This is a genomic window from Ornithinimicrobium sufpigmenti, assembly GCF_004322775.1.
Lineage (GTDB): Bacteria > Actinomycetota > Actinomycetes > Actinomycetales > Dermatophilaceae > Ornithinicoccus > Ornithinicoccus sufpigmenti.
The window spans coordinates 969,253-986,462 of the sequence record NZ_CP036403.1; the positions used below are offsets into that span (position 1 = coordinate 969,253).

The 17,210-nt window shown below is 72.2% G+C and carries 15 protein-coding genes; 7 read left to right on the plus strand and 8 right to left on the minus strand.

The window, feature by feature from the left end:
* Window positions 1-114 precede the first annotated feature (114 nt).
* From ESZ52_RS04500 to ESZ52_RS04510, 3 genes are all read left to right on the plus strand, one after another.
* Window positions 115-678: a single-stranded DNA-binding protein gene (locus ESZ52_RS04500; protein ID WP_131103874.1), complete on the plus strand. Its 564-nt coding sequence runs from the start codon at window positions 115-117 to the stop codon at window positions 676-678.
* 202 nt (window positions 679-880) lie between these two features.
* Window positions 881-2,563: an energy-dependent translational throttle protein EttA gene (ettA, locus tag ESZ52_RS04505; protein WP_131103875.1), complete on the plus strand. Its 1,683-nt coding sequence runs from the start codon at window positions 881-883 to the stop codon at window positions 2,561-2,563.
* Between the two features lie 17 nt (window positions 2,564-2,580).
* A complete protein-coding gene (locus tag ESZ52_RS04510) occupies window positions 2,581-3,558 on the plus strand; it encodes a pseudouridine synthase (protein WP_238154472.1) in 978 nt (325 codons plus the stop codon).
* Here ESZ52_RS04510 and ESZ52_RS04515 read toward each other — a convergent pair.
* The 3 genes from ESZ52_RS04515 to ESZ52_RS04525 all read right to left on the minus strand — a co-directional run bounded on the left by ESZ52_RS04515 (window position 3,555) and on the right by ESZ52_RS04525 (window position 8,955).
* Window positions 3,555-3,752, minus strand: a complete 198-nt coding sequence (locus ESZ52_RS04515) for a hypothetical protein (protein ID WP_131103876.1) — start codon at window positions 3,750-3,752, stop codon at window positions 3,555-3,557. The two genes, ESZ52_RS04510 and ESZ52_RS04515, sit on opposite strands and share 4 nt — an antisense overlap.
* A 154-nt stretch (window positions 3,753-3,906) precedes the next feature.
* Window positions 3,907-7,854, minus strand: a complete 3,948-nt coding sequence (locus tag ESZ52_RS04520) for a cell wall-binding repeat-containing protein (RefSeq protein ID WP_181009934.1) — start codon at window positions 7,852-7,854, stop codon at window positions 3,907-3,909.
* Between the two features lie 153 nt (window positions 7,855-8,007).
* Window positions 8,008-8,955: an acyl-CoA thioesterase gene (locus ESZ52_RS04525; RefSeq protein WP_131103878.1), complete on the minus strand. Its 948-nt coding sequence runs from the start codon at window positions 8,953-8,955 to the stop codon at window positions 8,008-8,010.
* A gap of 131 nt (window positions 8,956-9,086) precedes the next feature.
* On the opposite strand from ESZ52_RS04525, the gene ESZ52_RS04530 reads away from it, so the two are divergent.
* Window positions 9,087-10,664 carry a DUF6056 family protein gene (locus tag ESZ52_RS04530; protein WP_131103879.1) on the plus strand — a complete coding sequence of 526 codons (1,578 nt, stop codon included), beginning with the start codon at window positions 9,087-9,089 and terminating at the stop codon, window positions 10,662-10,664.
* A 39-nt stretch (window positions 10,665-10,703) separates the two neighbouring features.
* Here the strand turns inward: ESZ52_RS04530 and ESZ52_RS04535 are convergent, their stop codons facing one another.
* The 3 genes from ESZ52_RS04535 to ESZ52_RS04545 form a co-directional block, all read right to left on the minus strand.
* A complete protein-coding gene (locus tag ESZ52_RS04535) occupies window positions 10,704-11,354 on the minus strand; it encodes a LutC/YkgG family protein (protein ID WP_131103880.1) in 651 nt (216 codons plus the stop codon).
* Entirely contained in the window at window positions 11,351-12,799 is a 1,449-nt protein-coding gene (locus ESZ52_RS04540) for a LutB/LldF family L-lactate oxidation iron-sulfur protein (protein ID WP_238154483.1), read from the minus strand. Before ESZ52_RS04540 ends, ESZ52_RS04535 begins: the two co-directional genes overlap by 4 nt.
* 119 nt (window positions 12,800-12,918) lie before the next feature.
* Window positions 12,919-13,725, minus strand: a complete 807-nt coding sequence (locus ESZ52_RS04545; RefSeq protein WP_131103882.1) for a (Fe-S)-binding protein — start codon at window positions 13,723-13,725, stop codon at window positions 12,919-12,921.
* Window positions 13,726-13,868: 143 nt separating this feature from the next.
* Between ESZ52_RS04545 and ESZ52_RS04550 the strand changes: the two genes are divergently transcribed.
* From ESZ52_RS04550 to ESZ52_RS19635, 3 genes are read left to right on the plus strand one after another with little or no spacing between them, the layout of a single operon-like run.
* Window positions 13,869-14,360 carry an acyl-CoA thioesterase gene (locus ESZ52_RS04550; RefSeq protein ID WP_131103883.1) on the plus strand — a complete coding sequence of 164 codons (492 nt, stop codon included), beginning with the start codon at window positions 13,869-13,871 and terminating at the stop codon, window positions 14,358-14,360.
* Window positions 14,357-15,031, plus strand: a complete 675-nt coding sequence (locus ESZ52_RS04555) for a DUF8185 domain-containing protein (protein ID WP_131103884.1) — start codon at window positions 14,357-14,359, stop codon at window positions 15,029-15,031. Before ESZ52_RS04550 ends, ESZ52_RS04555 begins: the two co-directional genes overlap by 4 nt.
* Window positions 15,032-15,035: 4 nt before the next feature.
* Window positions 15,036-16,061: a DUF3253 domain-containing protein gene (locus tag ESZ52_RS19635; protein ID WP_131103885.1), complete on the plus strand. Its 1,026-nt coding sequence runs from the start codon at window positions 15,036-15,038 to the stop codon at window positions 16,059-16,061.
* A 158-nt stretch (window positions 16,062-16,219) separates the two neighbouring features.
* Here ESZ52_RS19635 and ESZ52_RS04565 read toward each other — a convergent pair whose 3' ends face one another.
* Both ESZ52_RS04565 and ESZ52_RS04570 read right to left on the minus strand, forming a co-directional pair.
* Window positions 16,220-16,423: a cold-shock protein gene (locus tag ESZ52_RS04565; RefSeq protein ID WP_131103886.1), complete on the minus strand. Its 204-nt coding sequence runs from the start codon at window positions 16,421-16,423 to the stop codon at window positions 16,220-16,222.
* A gap of 142 nt (window positions 16,424-16,565) precedes the next feature.
* A complete protein-coding gene (locus ESZ52_RS04570) occupies window positions 16,566-17,126 on the minus strand; it encodes a helix-turn-helix domain-containing protein (protein WP_131103887.1) in 561 nt (186 codons plus the stop codon).
* Window positions 17,127-17,210 lie beyond the last annotated feature (84 nt).

A 17,210-nucleotide genomic window follows, 5' to 3' on the forward strand; every position in this document is an offset into this window, starting at 1 on the left:
CGTCCGCCCGGGGTTGTCCACAGATCGCCACGGACCTCTGGTCGGCCTGCCAGGGCTCCACCACGGTGGTGTCAGGACCCGTCACCCGACGGGCCGGACAAGGAGGGGAGCATCATGGCCCAGACCATGCTGACCATCAGCGGCCGCGTCGCGCAGGAGCCCAAGATCAGGCACGGCAAGACCACCGGCGCGCCGTTCTGCGTCGTCTCGGTGGCGGTCAACAACGACCGCTTCGACAAGGAGCAGGAGAGGTGGGTCAACCTCGACACCACCTTCTACGAGCTCGTCTGCTTCGGGGGGCTGGGCGCCAACGTGGCTGCCTCGCTCAAGGTGGGTGACCCGGTCGTCGCGCTCGGCCGGTTCAAGGTGAGCAGCTGGGAGGGGGAGACCCAGCGCTCCCAGACGCCCACCATCACCTGCGAACACCTCGGCCCCGACCTGCGGTTCGGCACCGCGGCCCTCGTCCGGGGGCAGGCCGGCTACGGCCAGGACCGGGTCGACCAGGACGTCGACTTCCGGGAGATCACGGCCGAGCGGGAGGCCGCCGCGAGCGGGAGTTCGGCCAGGTCGCCCGCAGCGGACGCGCGGGACCTGGACGCCAGCCCGGGGCCGGACGCCGACGAGGACGGTGTGGTGAGCGAGGAGGACGCCGAGGAGTTCCTCGCCCGCAGCGCCTGACGTCCACCCGACCGGCATCGACCGGCACCGACCCCCGAGGTTCGGGACCCGGATCAGCCCCCGCGTCGGCGGCACGGCCTTCCCTGCCCGCCGAGCCGTCGGCGCGGGCCCCTGGGGGCGCGGGCGGTCCTGCCCAGCGGGTAGAACGCCGCCGGCGGCCAAGGATTCGGCCGCCCACGGTCCCCGGACTACCCTGGGATCCATGGCCGAATTTATCTACACCATGACGCGCGCCCGCAAGGCGGTCGGCGACAAGGTGATCCTCGACGACGTCACGATGTCCTTCTACCCCGGCGCGAAGATCGGCGTGGTCGGTCCCAACGGCGCCGGCAAGTCGACCATCCTGAAGATCATGGCGGGGATGGACCAGCCGTCCAACGGTGAGGCCCGGCTGAGCCCCGGATACTCGGTCGGCATCCTGCTGCAGGAGCCCCCGCTGAACGAGGAGAAGACGGTCCTCGGCAACGTCGAGGAGGGCGTGGGCGAGATCAAGGCCAAGCTGGACCGCTACAACGAGATCTCCGAGCTGATGGCCGAGCCGGACGCCGACTTCGACGCGCTCATGGCCGAGATGGGCCAGCTGCAGGAAGAGATCGACCACGCCGACGCCTGGGACCTCGACGCCCAGCTCGAGCAGGCGATGGACGCCCTGCGCTGCCCGCCGCCGGACGCCGACGTGACGGTCCTCTCCGGTGGTGAGCGCCGCCGGGTCGCGCTGTGCAAGCTGCTGCTGTCCAAGCCCGACCTGCTCCTGCTCGACGAGCCCACCAACCACCTGGACGCCGAGTCGGTGCAGTGGCTGGAGCAGCACCTCAAGGACTACCCCGGCGCCGTCCTGGCGGTGACCCACGACCGGTACTTCCTGGACAACGTGGCCGAGTGGATCGCCGAGGTCGACCGCGGCCGGCTCTATCCCTACGAGGGCAACTACTCCACCTACCTGGAGAAGAAGCGCGAGCGCCTCGCCATCGCGGGCAAGAAGGACGCCAAGCTGGCCAAGCGGCTGGAGTCCGAGCTGGAGTGGGTGCGCTCCAACCCCAAGGCCAAGCAGACCAAGAACAAGGCGCGTCTGGCCCGCTACGAGGAGATGGCCGCGGAGGCCGAGAGGACCCGCAAGCTGGACTTCGAGGAGATCCAGATCCCGCCGGGCCCGCGACTGGGCAGCCAGGTCATCGAGGTCAAGGACCTCGAGAAGGGCTTCGGCGACCGGGTGCTGATCAACGGCTTGTCCTTCACCCTGCCGCGCAACGGCATCGTCGGTGTCATCGGTCCCAACGGCGTGGGCAAGACCACGCTGTTCAAGACCATCGTCGGCCTGGAGGAGGCGGACTCCGGTGAGGTCAGGATCGGTGAGACGGTCAAGATCTCCTACGTCGACCAGTCGCGGGAGAACATCAACCCCGAGAAGTCGCTGTGGGAGGTCGTCTCCGACGGCAACGACTTCATCCAGGTCGGTCAGGTGGAGATCCCCAGCCGTGCCTACGTCAGCCAGTTCGGCTTCAAGGGCCCGGACCAGCAGAAGAAGGCCGGCGTGCTCTCCGGTGGTGAGCGCAACCGGCTCAACCTGGCCCTGACGCTCAAGGAGGGCGGCAACCTGCTGCTCCTCGACGAGCCGACGAACGACCTGGACGTCGAGACCCTGGGCTCGCTGGAGAACGCGCTGCTCAACTTCCCCGGCTGCGCCGTGGTGATCAGCCACGACCGGTGGTTCCTGGACCGGGTGGCCACGCACATCCTGGCCTACGAGGGCGATGCCGAGGACCCGGCCAGGTGGTACTGGTTCGAGGGCAACTTCGGCGCCTACGAGGAGAACAAGGTCGAGCGGCTCGGCCCCGACGCCGCCCGCCCGCACCGGGTCACCTACCGCAAGCTCACCCGCGACTGACCCACCCGGGTCAGCCGGTGCCACGCCGTCCCCGCCCCCAGCCCCCGTTGCCGCCGCGCGACGGGCTGGGGGCGGCCCGCGTCCGGATGCCGCACACTCCGCCTGAGTGCCCTCCTGGTCACCCCGCAGACTGCCCGGGCCGGGGGCCGTTCGCGACCGTCGTCGACTTCCTCGTCCACCTCACCGGGGACGCGGACGCGGTATGGCGCCGCGTGCGGGCTGGCGAGGTCCGGCTCACCGACGGGACCCGGGTGGACGCGGGGACGGCCTACCGGCCTGGTGGCGCCGCATACCTCTATCGGGACCTGCCCGAGGAGGTGCCTGTGCCAGGGGAGCTGACCGTGCTGCTGCGCGATGACGGGACCGGCCTGCTGGCCGTGGACAAGCCGCCCTTTCTGGCCACCACGCCGCGAGGCAGCCACGTCGCCGAGACCGTGCTGGTGCGGCTACGGCGCCAGCTCGACCTGCCCGACCTGGCGCCGGTCCACCGACTCGATCGGCTGACCAGTGGCGTCCTGCTCCTCGCCATGCGGCCGGAAGCCCGGGCCCCCTACCAGCGCATGGTGCAGGCGGGAGGTCTGACCAAGACCTACGAGGCGCTGGCCCCGCTGCGCGCCGACCTCCTGCTGCCGGTGACCGTCCGCAACCGGGTGGTCAAACGCCGGGGGAGGCTGCAGGCCCAGGTCGAGGACGGGGAGCCGAACGCGGTGACCCGGGTCGAGCTGGCCGGCATGGAGCAGGCAGACGGTCGGCGGCTCGGCCGCTACCGGCTGACCCCGACCACCGGGCAGACCCACCAGCTGCGGGTCCACCTGGCCGGTCTCGGGGTCCCCATCGTGGGCGATCCCCTCTACCCGCAGGTACGGGACGTGGCGCCGGGCGACTTCTCCAGCCCGCTGCAGCTGCTGGCGCATGCCCTGCGCTTCACCGACCCGGTCAGCGGGGAGGACCGGCAGGTCGTCAGCCGTCGCGAGCTGCCGATCAAGCCCCGCTAACCCTTCTGGCGGCCGCGCAGCAGGCCCAGCACCGGCGAGCCGGCCCCGAGCAGGAAGCCCAGGTCGTACCAGGTGCCCATCCGTTCCACGTCGTAGACCGGGAAGCGTTCCCAGGCGCCGAAGACGTGCGCGATGAAGACGATCCAGGCGGTGATCCCGTTCCAGAGGCCCCACAGCAGGTCCTGCCACCACATCGCTGCACCCTTCTCACCCGACGGCTGTCGCCTCGACAGGCCCAGACTACGGTCCGGAGGCCCCAGCCGGCGGACACGACGCGGGCCCGCCTCCCCGGAGGGAGACGGGCCCGGATCGGGTGACCTGGCGGCCGGGCCGCTCAGGTCGACGCACCTACGGCGTGACCGTGACCACGGTGTGGCCGGCCTCACCGTCACCGAAGTCGTAGCCGATGGCACCCAGGTAGCGGGTGCCGGCCTCGAGCCCGGACCAGGCTGCGGTCAGCTCGACCGGCACGCTGGAGACGACCTCGACCGGCGACGGGGAGACGTCGAGGTTGCCCTCGTCGCCCACCGGCGCGTAGGTGTGCAGCGGTCCCGTCGCCGCGTCTCCTGCCTGACCGTTCCAGTAGTCGATCGCGAGCAGGTACTGACCGGGGGCGGGGTCGACGAGGGTGATGGCCTCGTCCGAGCCGCCGGCAGCGCTCTGCGCGATGACCTGGCCGTCCGGCGTGGCCAGGAAGAGGTCGAGGTCCAGACCCGCCGGGGTCCACTCGTCCTCCCAGACCTCGGCGCGGAATGCCGCGGCACCCTCCGGGATGGTGACCGGGACCACCAGGTCGGTGATGCCAGGACCGCCGTCGGGGCCGTCGGAGATCACGGTGACCTCCTGGGTGCTGGCCGGGGTCAGGCCGTGCACCACCGAGGTCATGGTGCCGGACGTGCCGGGCACCACCTCCCACGTCGCGCTGCCCTCGACACCGCTGATCACCAGGTCGGTGGGCGCGGCGACGGCGACCGGGTGGACCGCGATCGGGCTGCGGACGTCGGAACCCTCGCCGGACCAGGTGATCGACCCGAAGGCCCACTCGCCGACCGGGGCACCGTCGTTGGTGATGGTGACCTCGAACTCGGCGGACCCGCCCTCGGCGACCTCGATGGTGGCCGGGGTGACGACGACGGACATACCCTCGGGCGCCTCGACGCTGGCGGTGTAGGTGCCGCCGGCGCCGGTCGCGGTGACCGTGCGGGTGACGGTCTGGCTGCCGGCCAGCTGCCCGATGGCGATGCTCGGGTAGTTCAGGTCGCTCGGGTCGGGGATGCCGCCCAGGATGTCGCTCACCTGGTCGCAGACCCCCTGCCCGCCGACCAGCTGGAGCTGGCCGATGGCGCAGGTGTAGGCGTACCAGTCGATGAAGTCCGACTCGTACACCAGCGGCGTGCCGTAGGACGCCGCGGGCTGGACCTCGCCGGAGCCGTAGTGCAGCGGGCTGGCCGGGGCGCCACCGTAGTGGATCGGCTCACCGTTGCTGTTCAGCGGGTCGGCGGTGGTCATCATCGCCGACTTGACCGCCATCGGGCTCCAGTCGGTGTACTTCGACATCATCAGGGCAGCCAGGCCCGCGATGTGCGGGGCCGACATCGAGGTGCCGGACAGCGCGTTGAAGTCAGTCCCGGGGTCACCCGCCGGTGAGACTGCGGCGATGACGTCGACACCCGGAGCGGTGATGTCCGGCTTCAGCACGTCGCCACCACCGGCGATCGCCGGGCCGTAGGAGCTGAACCCGGCCATCTCGGGGACGACCAGCTCGCTGTCAACCTCGCCCGTGGCGGAGATGAATGCGGTCGGGTTCGGGTCAGACTCCTCGTAGGCCTTGATGGCCGCCCCGGCGGTGCCGTTGACGTGGATCGAGGGGATGACGTGGAAGTCGGCGTTCAGCGACTCGTTGTCGTTGTTGTTGACCAGGACGATGCCGATGCCGCCGGCGTCGGCGACGACCTGGCCCTTCTCCGCGCGGGCGTTCTGCCCGCGGGTGCAGATGACGATCTCTCCGTCGATGGCGTCCTCGTCGAGCGAACCCGGGAGGCAGAGGGCCGCGTCGGCCGCGGTGCGGCCGTCCGCAGGGTAGTCCTCCGAGTCGATCAGCGGGGCGGGGCCGACGGCCTCACCGGCGCCGACGCCCTCGAAGCTCAGCGCCGGGGTGTTGAAGGCATCCTCCAGCGTTGACTCGACCTGCTCGCTCAGCGCGTTCTCACCGCCGAGGACGTTGACCCACTGCGGGTCCATCGAGGCCATCGAAGACAGGACGCGACCGGGCACGTCAGCCGGGCGGCTGAGCATGACCGGGACCTGCTGCCAGCCCGCGAGGGCGGAGGCGGCCAGCGCGTCCGGGTAGTCCGCGCCGGTCGCGAGGTGGACCACCGGGACGGGGTTCTCCGCCGAGTAGCCGAACTGCTCGGCGATGGCCACGGAGGTGCCGTACCGGTCCTTGCCCGCCAGGCGCTGCGAGGCGCCGAGCTCCTCGAAGACCGTATCGCTGACGGCGTTGGGACCGCCGAGGACGATGACCTCCGGGTCACCGAGGGCAGACAGTGCCTCGGTCACCGCACCGGGGACGCTGTCGTCGCGCACCAGGAGCACCGGAGTGCCCTCGGCGCCCGCCAGGGCGGAGCCGGAGAGAGCGTCGGGGAAGTTGTTGCCCACACCGGTGGCCACGTAGACGTGGTCGACCTGACCGTAGGCCTCGGCGAGCATGGCGGCCGTCTGGTAACGGTCCGTGCCGCTGACCCGGACGACGTCTCCGTAGGCCTCGAGCTGACCCTCGACCTCCTCGGAGACCGCGACCGGCCCGCCGAGGATGACGATGTTGGAGGGCTGGAGCTCCTGCAGCGCAGTCACTGTCGCGCCGGGCAACGAGTCGACGCGGGTCAGCAGCACCGGGGCCGGGTCACCGTCGGGGGTGGTCATCGTGCTCCGCGCGTCCATCGTCATACCGCGGGCGGCCGGAGCGGCACCCACGAGCGCGTCGGCGAACTGGTTGCCCGTGGCGATGTAGACGGTGTCCACGTCGTCGTAGCCCTGCAGCGCGATCTGCGCGGCGGTGGCGTAGCGGTCCTTGCCGCCGATGCGCTCGACGATGTCCTCGCCACCGAGGTCGACGTACTTCCTGCTGTCCCGGTCATGGGTGGAGGCCGCGACGGTCATCACCCACGGGGAGTTGTGGGCGACCGAGCCGGCGCCCACGGTGTCGCCGGAGTTGCCAGCCGAGGCGGCCACGAAGACGCCCGCGTCGGCGGCGTCGAAGAAGGCCAGCTCGATGGAGTCCACGACGTACTGGGAGGACCCGGACACCGAGTAGTTGATCACGTCGACGCCGTCGCTGACCGCGTCGTTGATCGCGGCCAGTAGGCCGGCGGTGGAGCCGCTGCCGCCACCGTCAGCCGTCCGCCAGAGGGCCTTGTAGGCGGCGATCTGAGCCGCCGGGGCCATACCGGAGCCCGAACCCATCTCCGTGCCGTGCACGACCATGTCGACGCCGTTGTTGCCGGCTGCGGTGCCGGCGGTGTGGCTGCCGTGGCCGTCGGTGTCACGCGGGGACAGGAAGTCGTAGTCAGTGTTGTTGCCCTGCGGGTAGTAGCGGGCACCGATCAGCTTGCTGTTGCAGGTGATGTTGTCGTCCGGGTCCGGGTCATCACCCTCGATGCAGGCGCCGTTCCAGGTCGCCGGCGGTGCCGGGTTGCCCGGAAGGTCCGCGAAACTGGGGTTCTCGGGCCAGATGCCGGTGTCGATGACACCCACCACGATGCCCGCGCCGGCATTGGCGTCGCCACCGAACTCGGTGTCCCACACGCCACCCTCGCCGCGCAGGCCCAGGTAGTCGGGGGTGGAGACGGTGTCCGCGTGGCGGACCTCGTCCTCCCAGACGTAGGCCACGTCCGGGTGCTTGCGCAGGCTGCTGACCTGCTGGGCGGTCAGCTCGGCGGCGAAGCCGTTGAAGACCGTGGTGTAGGAGTAGCTGCTGTCCGCGCCGCTCAGGCCGACGTCGGTCAGGACGGCTTCCTGCTGCGCCTCCAGGTAGGCGCTGTAGCGCTGCGCCGCGGAGCTGGTGGTGTCCAGCTTGTCGCCGGTCGTGGCCCGGGTCGCTGGGATGCCCTGGACCCCGCCGGTGTATCTGGCGACGGAGTCGTCCTTGAGCATGACGATGTAGGAGCCGTCCTCGGCGACCGAGAGCTCTGGTGCTGCCCATGTGGCGGGCAGCCCGAGAGCCATCGGGGCCAGGACGGCGCCTGCGCCGGCCAGCGCGACGAGGCGCGTCCTCCGGCTCGCAGGTGTCTTCGGCACGGTGATGTCCTTTGCTTCGAAGGGAGGGACGCCAGTGTCCTCGCACCAGGGCAGACTGTCCTGACTTCGACGGTCGCTGGCTCTCGGAGTATCTGTCGCCCGGGCCGGGGTGTCCATGCGCCGAAGGAGGCCGTGACCTGATCGTTACCTGGCTCAGCCCTTGAGTCGCACCATTCCCTCCTGTCCCACGGTCGCGACCAGGGTGCCGTCGGCGGCATACATGTGCCCGAGGCCGAGCCCGCGGCCGGCTTGCGCGGACGGGGAGGACTGGGTGTACAGCACCCAGTCGTCGACCCGCACCGGACGGTGGAACCACATCGAGTGGTCCAGGCTGGCCGGGCGCAGCCGGGGGTCCCCCCAGCCGATGCCGTGGCGGCGCAGGACCGGCTCGAGCAGCACGTAGTCGGAGGCGTAGGCCAGGATCGCCGCGTGCAGCAGGCTGTCGTCGGGCAGCTCGCGGGCGATGCGCAGCCAGACCGACTGCTCGCTGGCCCCCGGCTCGCCGGGCGCCAGCAGCAGCGGCTCCACGTGCCGGATCTCGACGGGGCGGCTGCGGGCGGTGGCCTGGGCCACCGGGTGCGGGACGCGCTCCATGATCTCCTTGTCCGAGCGCAGCCCGTCCGGGCCGGGGACCTGGGGCATGTCCAGCTGGTGGTCCAGCCCGTCGGCCTCCTCCTGGAACGACATGATGATCGACATCAGGATCCGGCCGTCCTGGATGGCGTGCACGCGCCGGGCGCTGAAGCTGCGGCCGTCGCGCATCCGCTCCACCAGGAAGCGCAGCGGCCGGTTGGCGTCGCCGGGGCGCAGGAAGTAGCCGTGCATGGAGTGGATGTGCCGCTCGGCGGTGTCCGAGCTGTTCTCCACCGGTGTCACCGTGCGCCCTGCGGCCACGAGGCACTGCGCGAGCACCTGGCCGCCGAAGACCCGACCGTGGGGCATCGGCTGGCTGCGTCCCACGAAGACGTCGCCGTCGGAGTCGGCCAGGTCCTCACCGATCCCCTGGGGCGAGGCCACATGGATCGAGGTGGACCCCTCACGCTCCAGATCGAGCACGTCCAGCAGGTCATCGATCGGGTCGGGCAGGGGTGCGTGGTTCACCCGCCTGAGCCTAGTTGCTGGACCCGCCCCCACGAACGGTGGTCGCCCCGGCCGGTGCGCCGCGCGGGGGCACGGATCCCTGCTACTGTCCGGTCGCCCGGTGCAAGGTCGCGTCGTGGTGAGGAGGTCCGGTGACGGCAGTCGATTCGAGGGGAAGACAGCGGCGCCGGCACGCGCCCTGGCCGTGCTGGGCGGCCTGGGTGCTGCTGGGGCTCGTCGTCCTCCTGCTGTCGCTGCTCCTCCCGCCCAGCGGTGACGACTGGCGGCGCATCGACTTCGCCGACCACACCCTCTCCGGCTACCTGGACCGGTCGTGGCGCTTCTACCGCGAGCACAACGGGCGGGTCCTGGGCAACCTGCTGTCGTTCCTGCTCATGGACCCGTGGTGGCTGCGCGCCCTCGTCAAGGCGGTCACCGTGGTGGGTCTGGTCGCGGTGCTGCAGCGGGTGACGGGAAGCCGCAGGGTATGGGGCGTGCTGCCGGCGGTCCTCGGCGTCCTGCTGGTCCCGGCCCCGGTCTTCCGGCAGGCGCTCGCCTGGTCCACCGGCTTCTTCTACTACGTCCCGCCGGTGCTGGGGCTGGTCCTGCTCGCCGGCACCGTGGCCGGCTGCTGGGACGGGCGGCGGCCCGCGCACCCGAGGTGGAGGCCATGGCGGACCAGCTGGTGGACGCTGCCCGGCGCGGCGCTCCTGGGCATGATGACCTGCCTGTTCATCGAACCGGTCACGGTCGCCGCGGTGGGACTGGCCGTCGGCGGGGCCGTGGTGGCCGTGCTGCGTGGGCGGCACCTCTCGCTGGCGCTGGTCGGGTGGGTGGTGGGAACCCTGGCCGGAACCGCGGTGATGCTGGCGTCCCCGGGACTGCGGCAGAGCCTGTCCGGCGGCAGCGACTACTACGGCGCGCCAGGGGAGAGCGTGGTGGGGACGGCGGTGGTCAACTACTCGCTGGTCACCGGCTCGTTCGTGCTCTCCTCCGTGACCGTCCTGGGGATGGTGCTGCTCGCCTGCCTGGCGCACGGCGGGAGGGCGGCCCGGCGTGGTCGCCCCGTGCTCGGGCGGCTGCTGGTCGCCGGGGCCGTCCTGGTCGGCGTGTATGCCGTGCCGCGCCGGCTCCTGCTCACCGAGCGGCTGACCTGCCGGGACCGCACGCTCGCCGACTGCGACCTGCCGGTCCTGGCGTTCGACCTCGGCATGCTGGTCCTGCTGCTGGTGCTCGTGGTCACGACCGGGCTGCTGGCCACGGCCCAGGCCGGCACACGGGGAGCCGGTCGGGACCGCGCGGTGTGGGTCGCTCTGCTGGTGGCGACGCTCCTGCTCCTCGGTCCGTTGCTGGTCGTGGAGCCGATCGGGCCACGCAACCTCTACGCGCCGCTGGTGACGCTGACCGGGATGGCGATGGTCACCCTGCGCCCGTGGGTCGACGGCGAAGACGGGACCGGCCGCGGTGGCGTGCTGGTCGTGCGCGCGGGTCTGGCGACCGTGACGGCCGGCTCCTTGGCGCTGGTGGGTGTGGTCGCGTGGGCCAACGCCCAGGTCTTCGCCGACCGGGTGAGTCTCATGGAGGAGGCGGTGGCGGAGGGACGCGACGAGGTCGAGCTGCCGCCCTACCCGCACCCGCGGTGGGTGCACGGCCCGGACGACGACCGGATGGGCTACCACTACTACCGCGACGAGCGCTACGACATCGACATCCGGTTCGCGGGGCCGTGAGCCCGACGCCGCCTCTTGACGTCCGCCGACTCCTGCAGGTCAGGGCTCGAGGATGATCACGTCCAGGGTGCGGGGGCCGTGCACGCCCTCGACCCGGTCGAGCTCGATGTCGCTGGTGGCGCTGGGACCACTGACCCAGGTGAGCGGACGCAGCGGGTCGACCCGTTGCACCGCGTCCGGGACGTCGTGCACGACCTGGTCGGCACGGATGACGCACACGTGCTGGTCGGGGACCAGGGTCAGCGCCCGCCGGCCCTGATCCGTGTCGTGGTCCAGCACGATCGTGCCCGTGGTGGCGATGCCGACGCGGGCCGCCGTCACCACGGCGTCGACGTCGTCCAGCTCGGCCGCCGTGAGCGGCCCTCCGTCCGCCCCACGGTCGGGGACCAGCCGGATGCCGCTGTCCCGCAGAGGCTCCACCCAGGACGCGTCGAGGCCGTCGGGGACGACGATGCGATGTGCCCCGCCCCGCACGAGCGCCGCGGCGATCGAGGTCGCCACGTCCTGGGGCGAGCACCGCTCGACCCGGGCCCGGTAGTCGGCGACGTTCTCGGCGAACAGGTCCAGGGTGCGGGCGGGCGACGCCGAGACTGCCGCGATGACGGGTGTCTCGCCCCGCGCGCCCCGCGGCGTCGGGACGTCGCGGGTGGCGGCCCGCAGGCGGGTCAGGATCTCCTCGCGCGCGCTCACGATCCGTCCTCGTGCTCGGGGGCCTCGGGAGTCGGCTTCGCCCCGTGGGTCCGGCGCCACCACTGCCGGAACGTCTCCTTCGGCGGGGTGGGCACGTCACGGGCCTGGGTCCACGCGCCGAGCCCTGGCACCGAGCGCACCGTGCGGTCGCCCAGCAGCCGGCCGCCCAGGCTGGCTGCCCGCTGCGCGGCCTCCAGCCGCCGGTGGTCACCGAAGGTCCAGGCCGCGGCCTTCATCCCCAGGGCCTCGGTCGAGCGCCCCGACGCCTCGTCGACCACCTGGGTGCGCATGTGCACGAGCAGCTCGGGGATGTCGATGCGCACGGGGCAGGCCTCGAAGCAGGCCCCGCACAGCGAGCTGGCGTAGGGCAGCGACTTGTCGACCTCGGAGCCGGTTCCGCGCAGCAGCGGGTTGAGCACCGCCCCGATCGGTCCCGGGTAGACCGAGCCGTACGCGTGCCCGCCGGCGCGCTCGTAGACCGGGCAGACGTTGAGGCACGCCGAGCACCGGATGCAGCGCAGCGCCTGCCGCCCGACCTCGTCGGCCAGCACGCGGCTGCGGCCGTTGTCGACCAGCACCACGTGCACCTCCTGCGGCCCGTCCCCGGGGGTCACCCCGGTCCACATCGAGGTGTAGGGGTTCATCCGCTCGCCGGTGCTCGAGCGCGGCAGCAGCTGCAGCATCGTGCCCAGGTCGGCGAAGGAGGGCAGCACCTTCTCCACCCCGACGAGGGAGATCAGCGTCTTCGGCAGGGTCAGGCACATGCGGCCGTTGCCCTCGGACTCGACCACGACGAGGGTGCCGGTGTCGGCGATCGCGAAGTTGGCGCCGGAGATCGCGACCTCGGCGCGCATGAACTTCTCCCGCAGGTGCAGCCGGGCCGCCTCCGCCAGCCGGGCCGGCTCGTCGGTGAGGTCCTCGGGCGCCGGCCGCCCGACCTCGCCCATCTCGCGCAGGAAGATCTCCCGGATCTCCGCCCGGTTGCGGTGGATCGCCGGGACGAGGATGTGGCTGGGCCGGTCGTGGCCGAGCTGGACGATCAGCTCGGCCAGGTCGGTCTCCCAGGCGTGGATCCCCGCCTCCTCGAGCCGCTCGTTGAGCTCGATCTCCTGGGTGAGCATCGACTTGACCTTGACCACCTCGTCGGCGCCCTTGTCCCGCACCAGCCCCAGCACGATCGCGTTGGCCTCGTCGGCGTCGCGGGCCCAGTGCACGGTGGCTCCGCGCGCGGTGAGGTTGGCCTCGAGCTGCTCCAGGTAGTCCGGCAGGTGGTGCAGGGCCTCGTCCTTGGCCTCCGCCCCGGCCAGCCTCAGCTCCTCCCACCGGTCGACCTCGCCGACCACCCGTTCCCGCTTGGCGCGGATCGTGGCCGTGGCGTGCGCCAGGTTGCGTCGCTGCTGGGTGTTGGCCAGGGCGTCGCGCGCGGCCCGCTGGAAGGACGGCATACCGAGGAAGATCGGCGAGGTGACCTGCAGCGGGACGCCGTCGTCGGTGCGCCCCCCGTCCGGGTATGCCGTGGGTCCGGTGCCGACGTCGCCCGTCGGCAGGGAGGTGGGGCCGGCGCTCATGCGGGGTCCTCCTCGGTCGAGGCCAGCACCTGGGCCAGGTGCAGGGTGCGCACGCCGCTGCGCTGGCGGCCGAGCACGCCGCCGATGTGGGCCAGGCAGGAGTTGTCGCCGGCGACCAGCACCTCGGCGCCCGTCCCCCGCACGTGGCGGGCCTTGTCGGCGCCCATCGCGATCGAGGTGTCGGCGTTCTTCACCGCGAAGGTGCCGCCGAAGCCGCAGCACTCGGCCGCTGACGGCAGCTCGACCAGGTCGATCCCGCGCACCGCCCGCAGCAGTCGCAGGGGGCGGTCGCCCACGTGCAGCATCCGCAGGCTGTGGCAGGTGGGGTGGTAGGTGGTCCGGTGCGGGAAGTACGCACCGACGTCGGTCACGTCCAGCACGTCGACCAGCAGCTCGGAGAGCTCACGCACCCGTGGCGCGGTCTGCTCGACCGCCCGGGCCAGGCCAGCGTCCCCGGCCCGGCGGGCCAGCGTCGCGTGCTGCTCCCGGACCGAGCCGACGCAGGACCCGGAGGGGGCCACGACGTGGTCGAAGCGCTCGAAGGTGTCGACGAACTTGCGCACCAGCGGGGTGGCCTCGTCGGCATACCCGGTGTTGGTGAACATCTGCCCGCAGCAGGTCTGCTCACGCGGGAAGACGACCCGGCAGCCGAGCCGCTCGAGCAGGACGACGGTCGCGCGGGGCGCCTCCGGCCAGAGCGTGTCGTTGAAGCAGGTGGCGAAGAGCGCCACGGTCAGGCCGGCGCCGGGCAGGGCGGACGTGCGCTCCGGTCCGGCGGACGGGGCGGGCTGGCTGCTCGTCATCGGGCTCCTGCTGGCTCGTCGTGCTCTCATGAGGCCGTTGAGGACGACAGTAGGCCCGCAGGTGGTGCCCGTCCACCGCGACACCCGGGTTCCTGCCCGGCCGGCGGGTCGCGACGGGCGGCGCACCTGCCACGATGGAGCCCATGAGCCCCCTGCCGGACGTCCCCGAGGTCGCCCACGTCTTCCCGATCACCGTCCGGTGGTCCGACATGGACGCCTACGCGCACGTCAACAACGTGCAGTACCTCCGGCTCTTCGAGGAGGCCCGCGTCTACGCCTTCAAGCGCTGGTTCGGCGCCGACCGCGACCTCATCGACGAGGGGATGCTGGTCGTGTCCCAGTCCATCGACTACCGGCTGCCGATGGGCTTCGCCTACGCACCTGCCCGGGTAGCGGTGTGGTGCAGCGCGGTCGGGGCCGCCAGCTTCGACCTGGGGTATGCCGTGGCCGGGCCGGACGGGGACGACACCGTCTACGCGCGGGGCCGGGTCAGCCTCGTCGCGTACGACCTGGTGGAGCAGCGTCCGCGACGGCTGGGCGACGTGGAGCGCGCGGCGCTGCAGGAGGTCTTCGCCGAGACGCCCCTGCTGCGCAGCGAGGCCAAGGCCCTGCACACTAGGGGGCGGTCGGCATGAGGCTGACCTTCCCCGACGGGGAGACGCTGGCCGACCTCGGGACCTACGTCGCCCGGGCGCGCTCGCTGGAGGCCGAGGGCGCGATCCGGCTCCAAGCCGTGGGCGGGGTGCTCGCGGCCTGGGTCTGCGTGGTGCCGGGACAGGGGCTGACCGGGTCCGGCACCGTCCTGGGGCTGCGCACGATGGCGCTGGCCGGTGCGCACGACCTGGACGTCACCGTGGCGCTGGCTGCGATGGGTGACCGCTTCGCCCGGCGGTCGGCGAACGGTGAGGCAGGGACGACCCTGGAGGTGCCCCCGGCCGAGGTCTCGCCCCGTTGGGCCGGGGTGCTGCCGCCGCGCGGGGGGTGGGAGCCGGTGGGGACCGTGCGCATCACCGACCTGCTCGCCGCCGCCGACGACGGGATCGCCGAGGTGGCCCAGGGTGCGCCGGAGGGGGCGGGGGCCGCGGCCGTCGGCATGCTGCGCGCGCAGGTGTGGGCCCGGGACGTCCTGGACGCTGCCGGGACCCCGACCGGCGCCCCGGCGGGGGCGGGGCTGGCGGCCAGGGCGCTCGGCTTCGCCCGGGCGGGGGACCTGCGGTCGGTGAGCGTCCACCGGCAGGGCGCCTGGACGCGGGTCAGCCTGCCGGCGGGGTATGTGCTGTCCCGTGGGGCTCAGGGCATGGCCTAGGCAGGTGGCCACCGACCGACCCGCCCTGCAGGCTGTCCTGGTCGTCGTCCCGGCGCGCGACGAGCAGGACCTCATCGTGGACTGCCTCACCGGGATCCAGGCCGCAACTGCCGCCGCCGGCCATGGCCTGCCGCTCGTCGTCTCCGTCGTCCTGCACCGGTGCGCGGACGCTACCGCCGCCCGGGTCGAGAGGTTTCTCGAGGGTGCCGCGGCCCGCGGCCCGAGCGGCTGGGTCGTCACGGACAGCGACGCGCGGACGGTGGGTGAGGCCCGTGGGGAGGGTGTGTCGCGCGCCCTGGCCCATGCTGCCCTGGCCGACCTCGACCCCGCCGCGGTCTGGGTGGCCTCCACCGACGCGGACTCGCGCGTGCCGCCGACGTGGCTGGCCGTCCAGCGAGACCTCGGGGACTCGGGGGTGGACCTGGTGCTCGGCACGGTGGAGCCCGAGGACGACGCCTCGGCGGCGGTCGGGTTCTGGCGCGCGCACCGCCCGGTCCAGGGACACCGCGGCGTGCACGCGACCAGTCTGGGCGTGCGGCTGTCGGCCTACCATCGGGCCGGCGGGTTCCCGGCGCTCGAGGTGGGGGAGGACGCCCAGCTGGTGCACGCGGTCCGGCACGGCGTTGGGCTGCCCTGGACGAGCACCCATCTCATCCCCGTCGTCACCTCCGCACGCCGCGACGGCCGCCGGCGGCGTGGCCGGCAGTCACACGGGGTAGCCACCTTCCTGCGCCGCCTCGACGCCGCACTGGCCGACCCCGACGAGGCGCCCGGCCTGCGGGAGCGGCTGCGGGAGGAGGTCCTGCGGCTCGCCGAGGAGAGGGGGACGGGCAGGACGCTGTGCCCCTCCGAGGCCGCCGGTGCGGTCGACCCGGCGCGACGCCGGGAGCTGACCCACCTGGCGCGGGCGGTCGCGTGCACGTTGGCCGACGAGGGGCTGGTCGAGGTCACGCAGCAGGGGATCGTCGTGGACGGACGACGAGCGGTCGGCCCGGTGCGGGTCCGGCTGGTGCCGCCGCAGACCGGGTGACGGTCAGGGGCCCGGGTGAGCGACCTCCCCGCTGCCGAGGGAATGCCACCAGGGCTGAGACGCCATACCGGTCAGGTCTGCGGTCAAGCACCCCGGACATGCCACGAGGCCCCGCGCCAGATGCGCGGGGCCTCGTCGTGTCCTGGGGTGGACTCAACTCAGAGAGGACGAACCTTCTCAGCCTGCGGGCCCTTGGGACCCTGGGTCACGTCGAACTCGACCTTCTGGCCGTCCGAGAGCTCACGGTAGCCCGACGAGTCGATCGCCGAGTAGTGAACGAAGACGTCAGCGCCCCCGCCGTCCTGCTCGATGAAACCGAAGCCCTTCTCGGAGTTGAACCACTTCACGGTGCCTGTTGCCACTGGTGCTGCCTCATTCTTGATCGTTGACGGGGCCCACGTGCGCGGTACCTCCGGACTGCCCTGGTGCGCCTCCACGTGGTGCCCCCGATCGGTCGGGAGCACGCAAGGGTCGCGGACGCTCACCGGACAGGTAACGCCTACGCTAGCACTGGTTGGGCCCTGGTGTCGCACCCTGACGGCGGGTCGCCGTCTGTGTCGATGTGCTGGGGTCCGGATGCAGGGCGACGAACAGCGACCATGGGTCGGCCTCCGGGTCCCGCGGACGCGCTGCGAACTCCTCCAGCAGGGCCGTCAGGCGGGCGCGGAACTCCTGCATCTGGGCAGGGGGCAGACGCAGCCCGAGCCGGGTCAGGTCGTGCTGCTCCGGAGGGACCTGCTCGATCTCGTCCAGGAACGCCTCGAGCACCCGCCCGGCCGAGGCGGGGGTCTGCAGCCACCACGACTTGCCGGTCGCCAGGTAGGGGATCTCCCGCGCCCCCCGCCGGCCGCGCCGGACCTCCTGCGCCTGCAGGAAGCCGGTGTCGACCAGGGTGCGCACGTGGTGCAGCACGCTGGCGGGGTTCTTCCCGAGTGCCTCGGCGATCTCCCTGTTGGTCAGCGGCTCGTCCAGGCACAGTCGCAGGATGCGCAGTCGCAGACCGGAGGCCAGCGCCCGCGCCTCGGCGTCGTCAGCCATCCGGCGCTGCGGTGCGGCAGGGGACATGACGCCACCGTAACAGTGATTGACAAAGCCCTACCGGTCGTCGACGATGACTGATAGAGGAAAGTCAATCACTTGTGGTCAGGG

Excerpts from the sequence above, each read along its gene's own strand:
- ESZ52_RS04500 (WP_131103874.1), top strand. The coding sequence starts at position 115 with ATGGCCCAGACCATGCTGACCATCAGCGGCCGCGTCGCGCAGGAGCCC.
- ESZ52_RS04545 (WP_131103882.1), bottom strand. The coding sequence starts at position 13,725 with ATGACGAGCAGCCAGCCCGCCCCGTCCGCCGGACCGGAGCGCACGTCC.
- ESZ52_RS04515 (WP_131103876.1), bottom strand. The coding sequence starts at position 3,752 with ATGTGGTGGCAGGACCTGCTGTGGGGCCTCTGGAACGGGATCACCGCC.
- ESZ52_RS04555 (WP_131103884.1), top strand. The coding sequence starts at position 14,357 with ATGAGGCTGACCTTCCCCGACGGGGAGACGCTGGCCGACCTCGGGACC.
- ESZ52_RS04550 (WP_131103883.1), top strand. The coding sequence starts at position 13,869 with ATGAGCCCCCTGCCGGACGTCCCCGAGGTCGCCCACGTCTTCCCGATC.
- ESZ52_RS04540 (WP_238154483.1), bottom strand. The coding sequence starts at position 12,799 with ATGCCGTCCTTCCAGCGGGCCGCGCGCGACGCCCTGGCCAACACCCAG.
- ettA (WP_131103875.1), top strand. The coding sequence starts at position 881 with ATGGCCGAATTTATCTACACCATGACGCGCGCCCGCAAGGCGGTCGGC.
- ESZ52_RS04570 (WP_131103887.1), bottom strand. The coding sequence starts at position 17,126 with ATGTCCCCTGCCGCACCGCAGCGCCGGATGGCTGACGACGCCGAGGCG.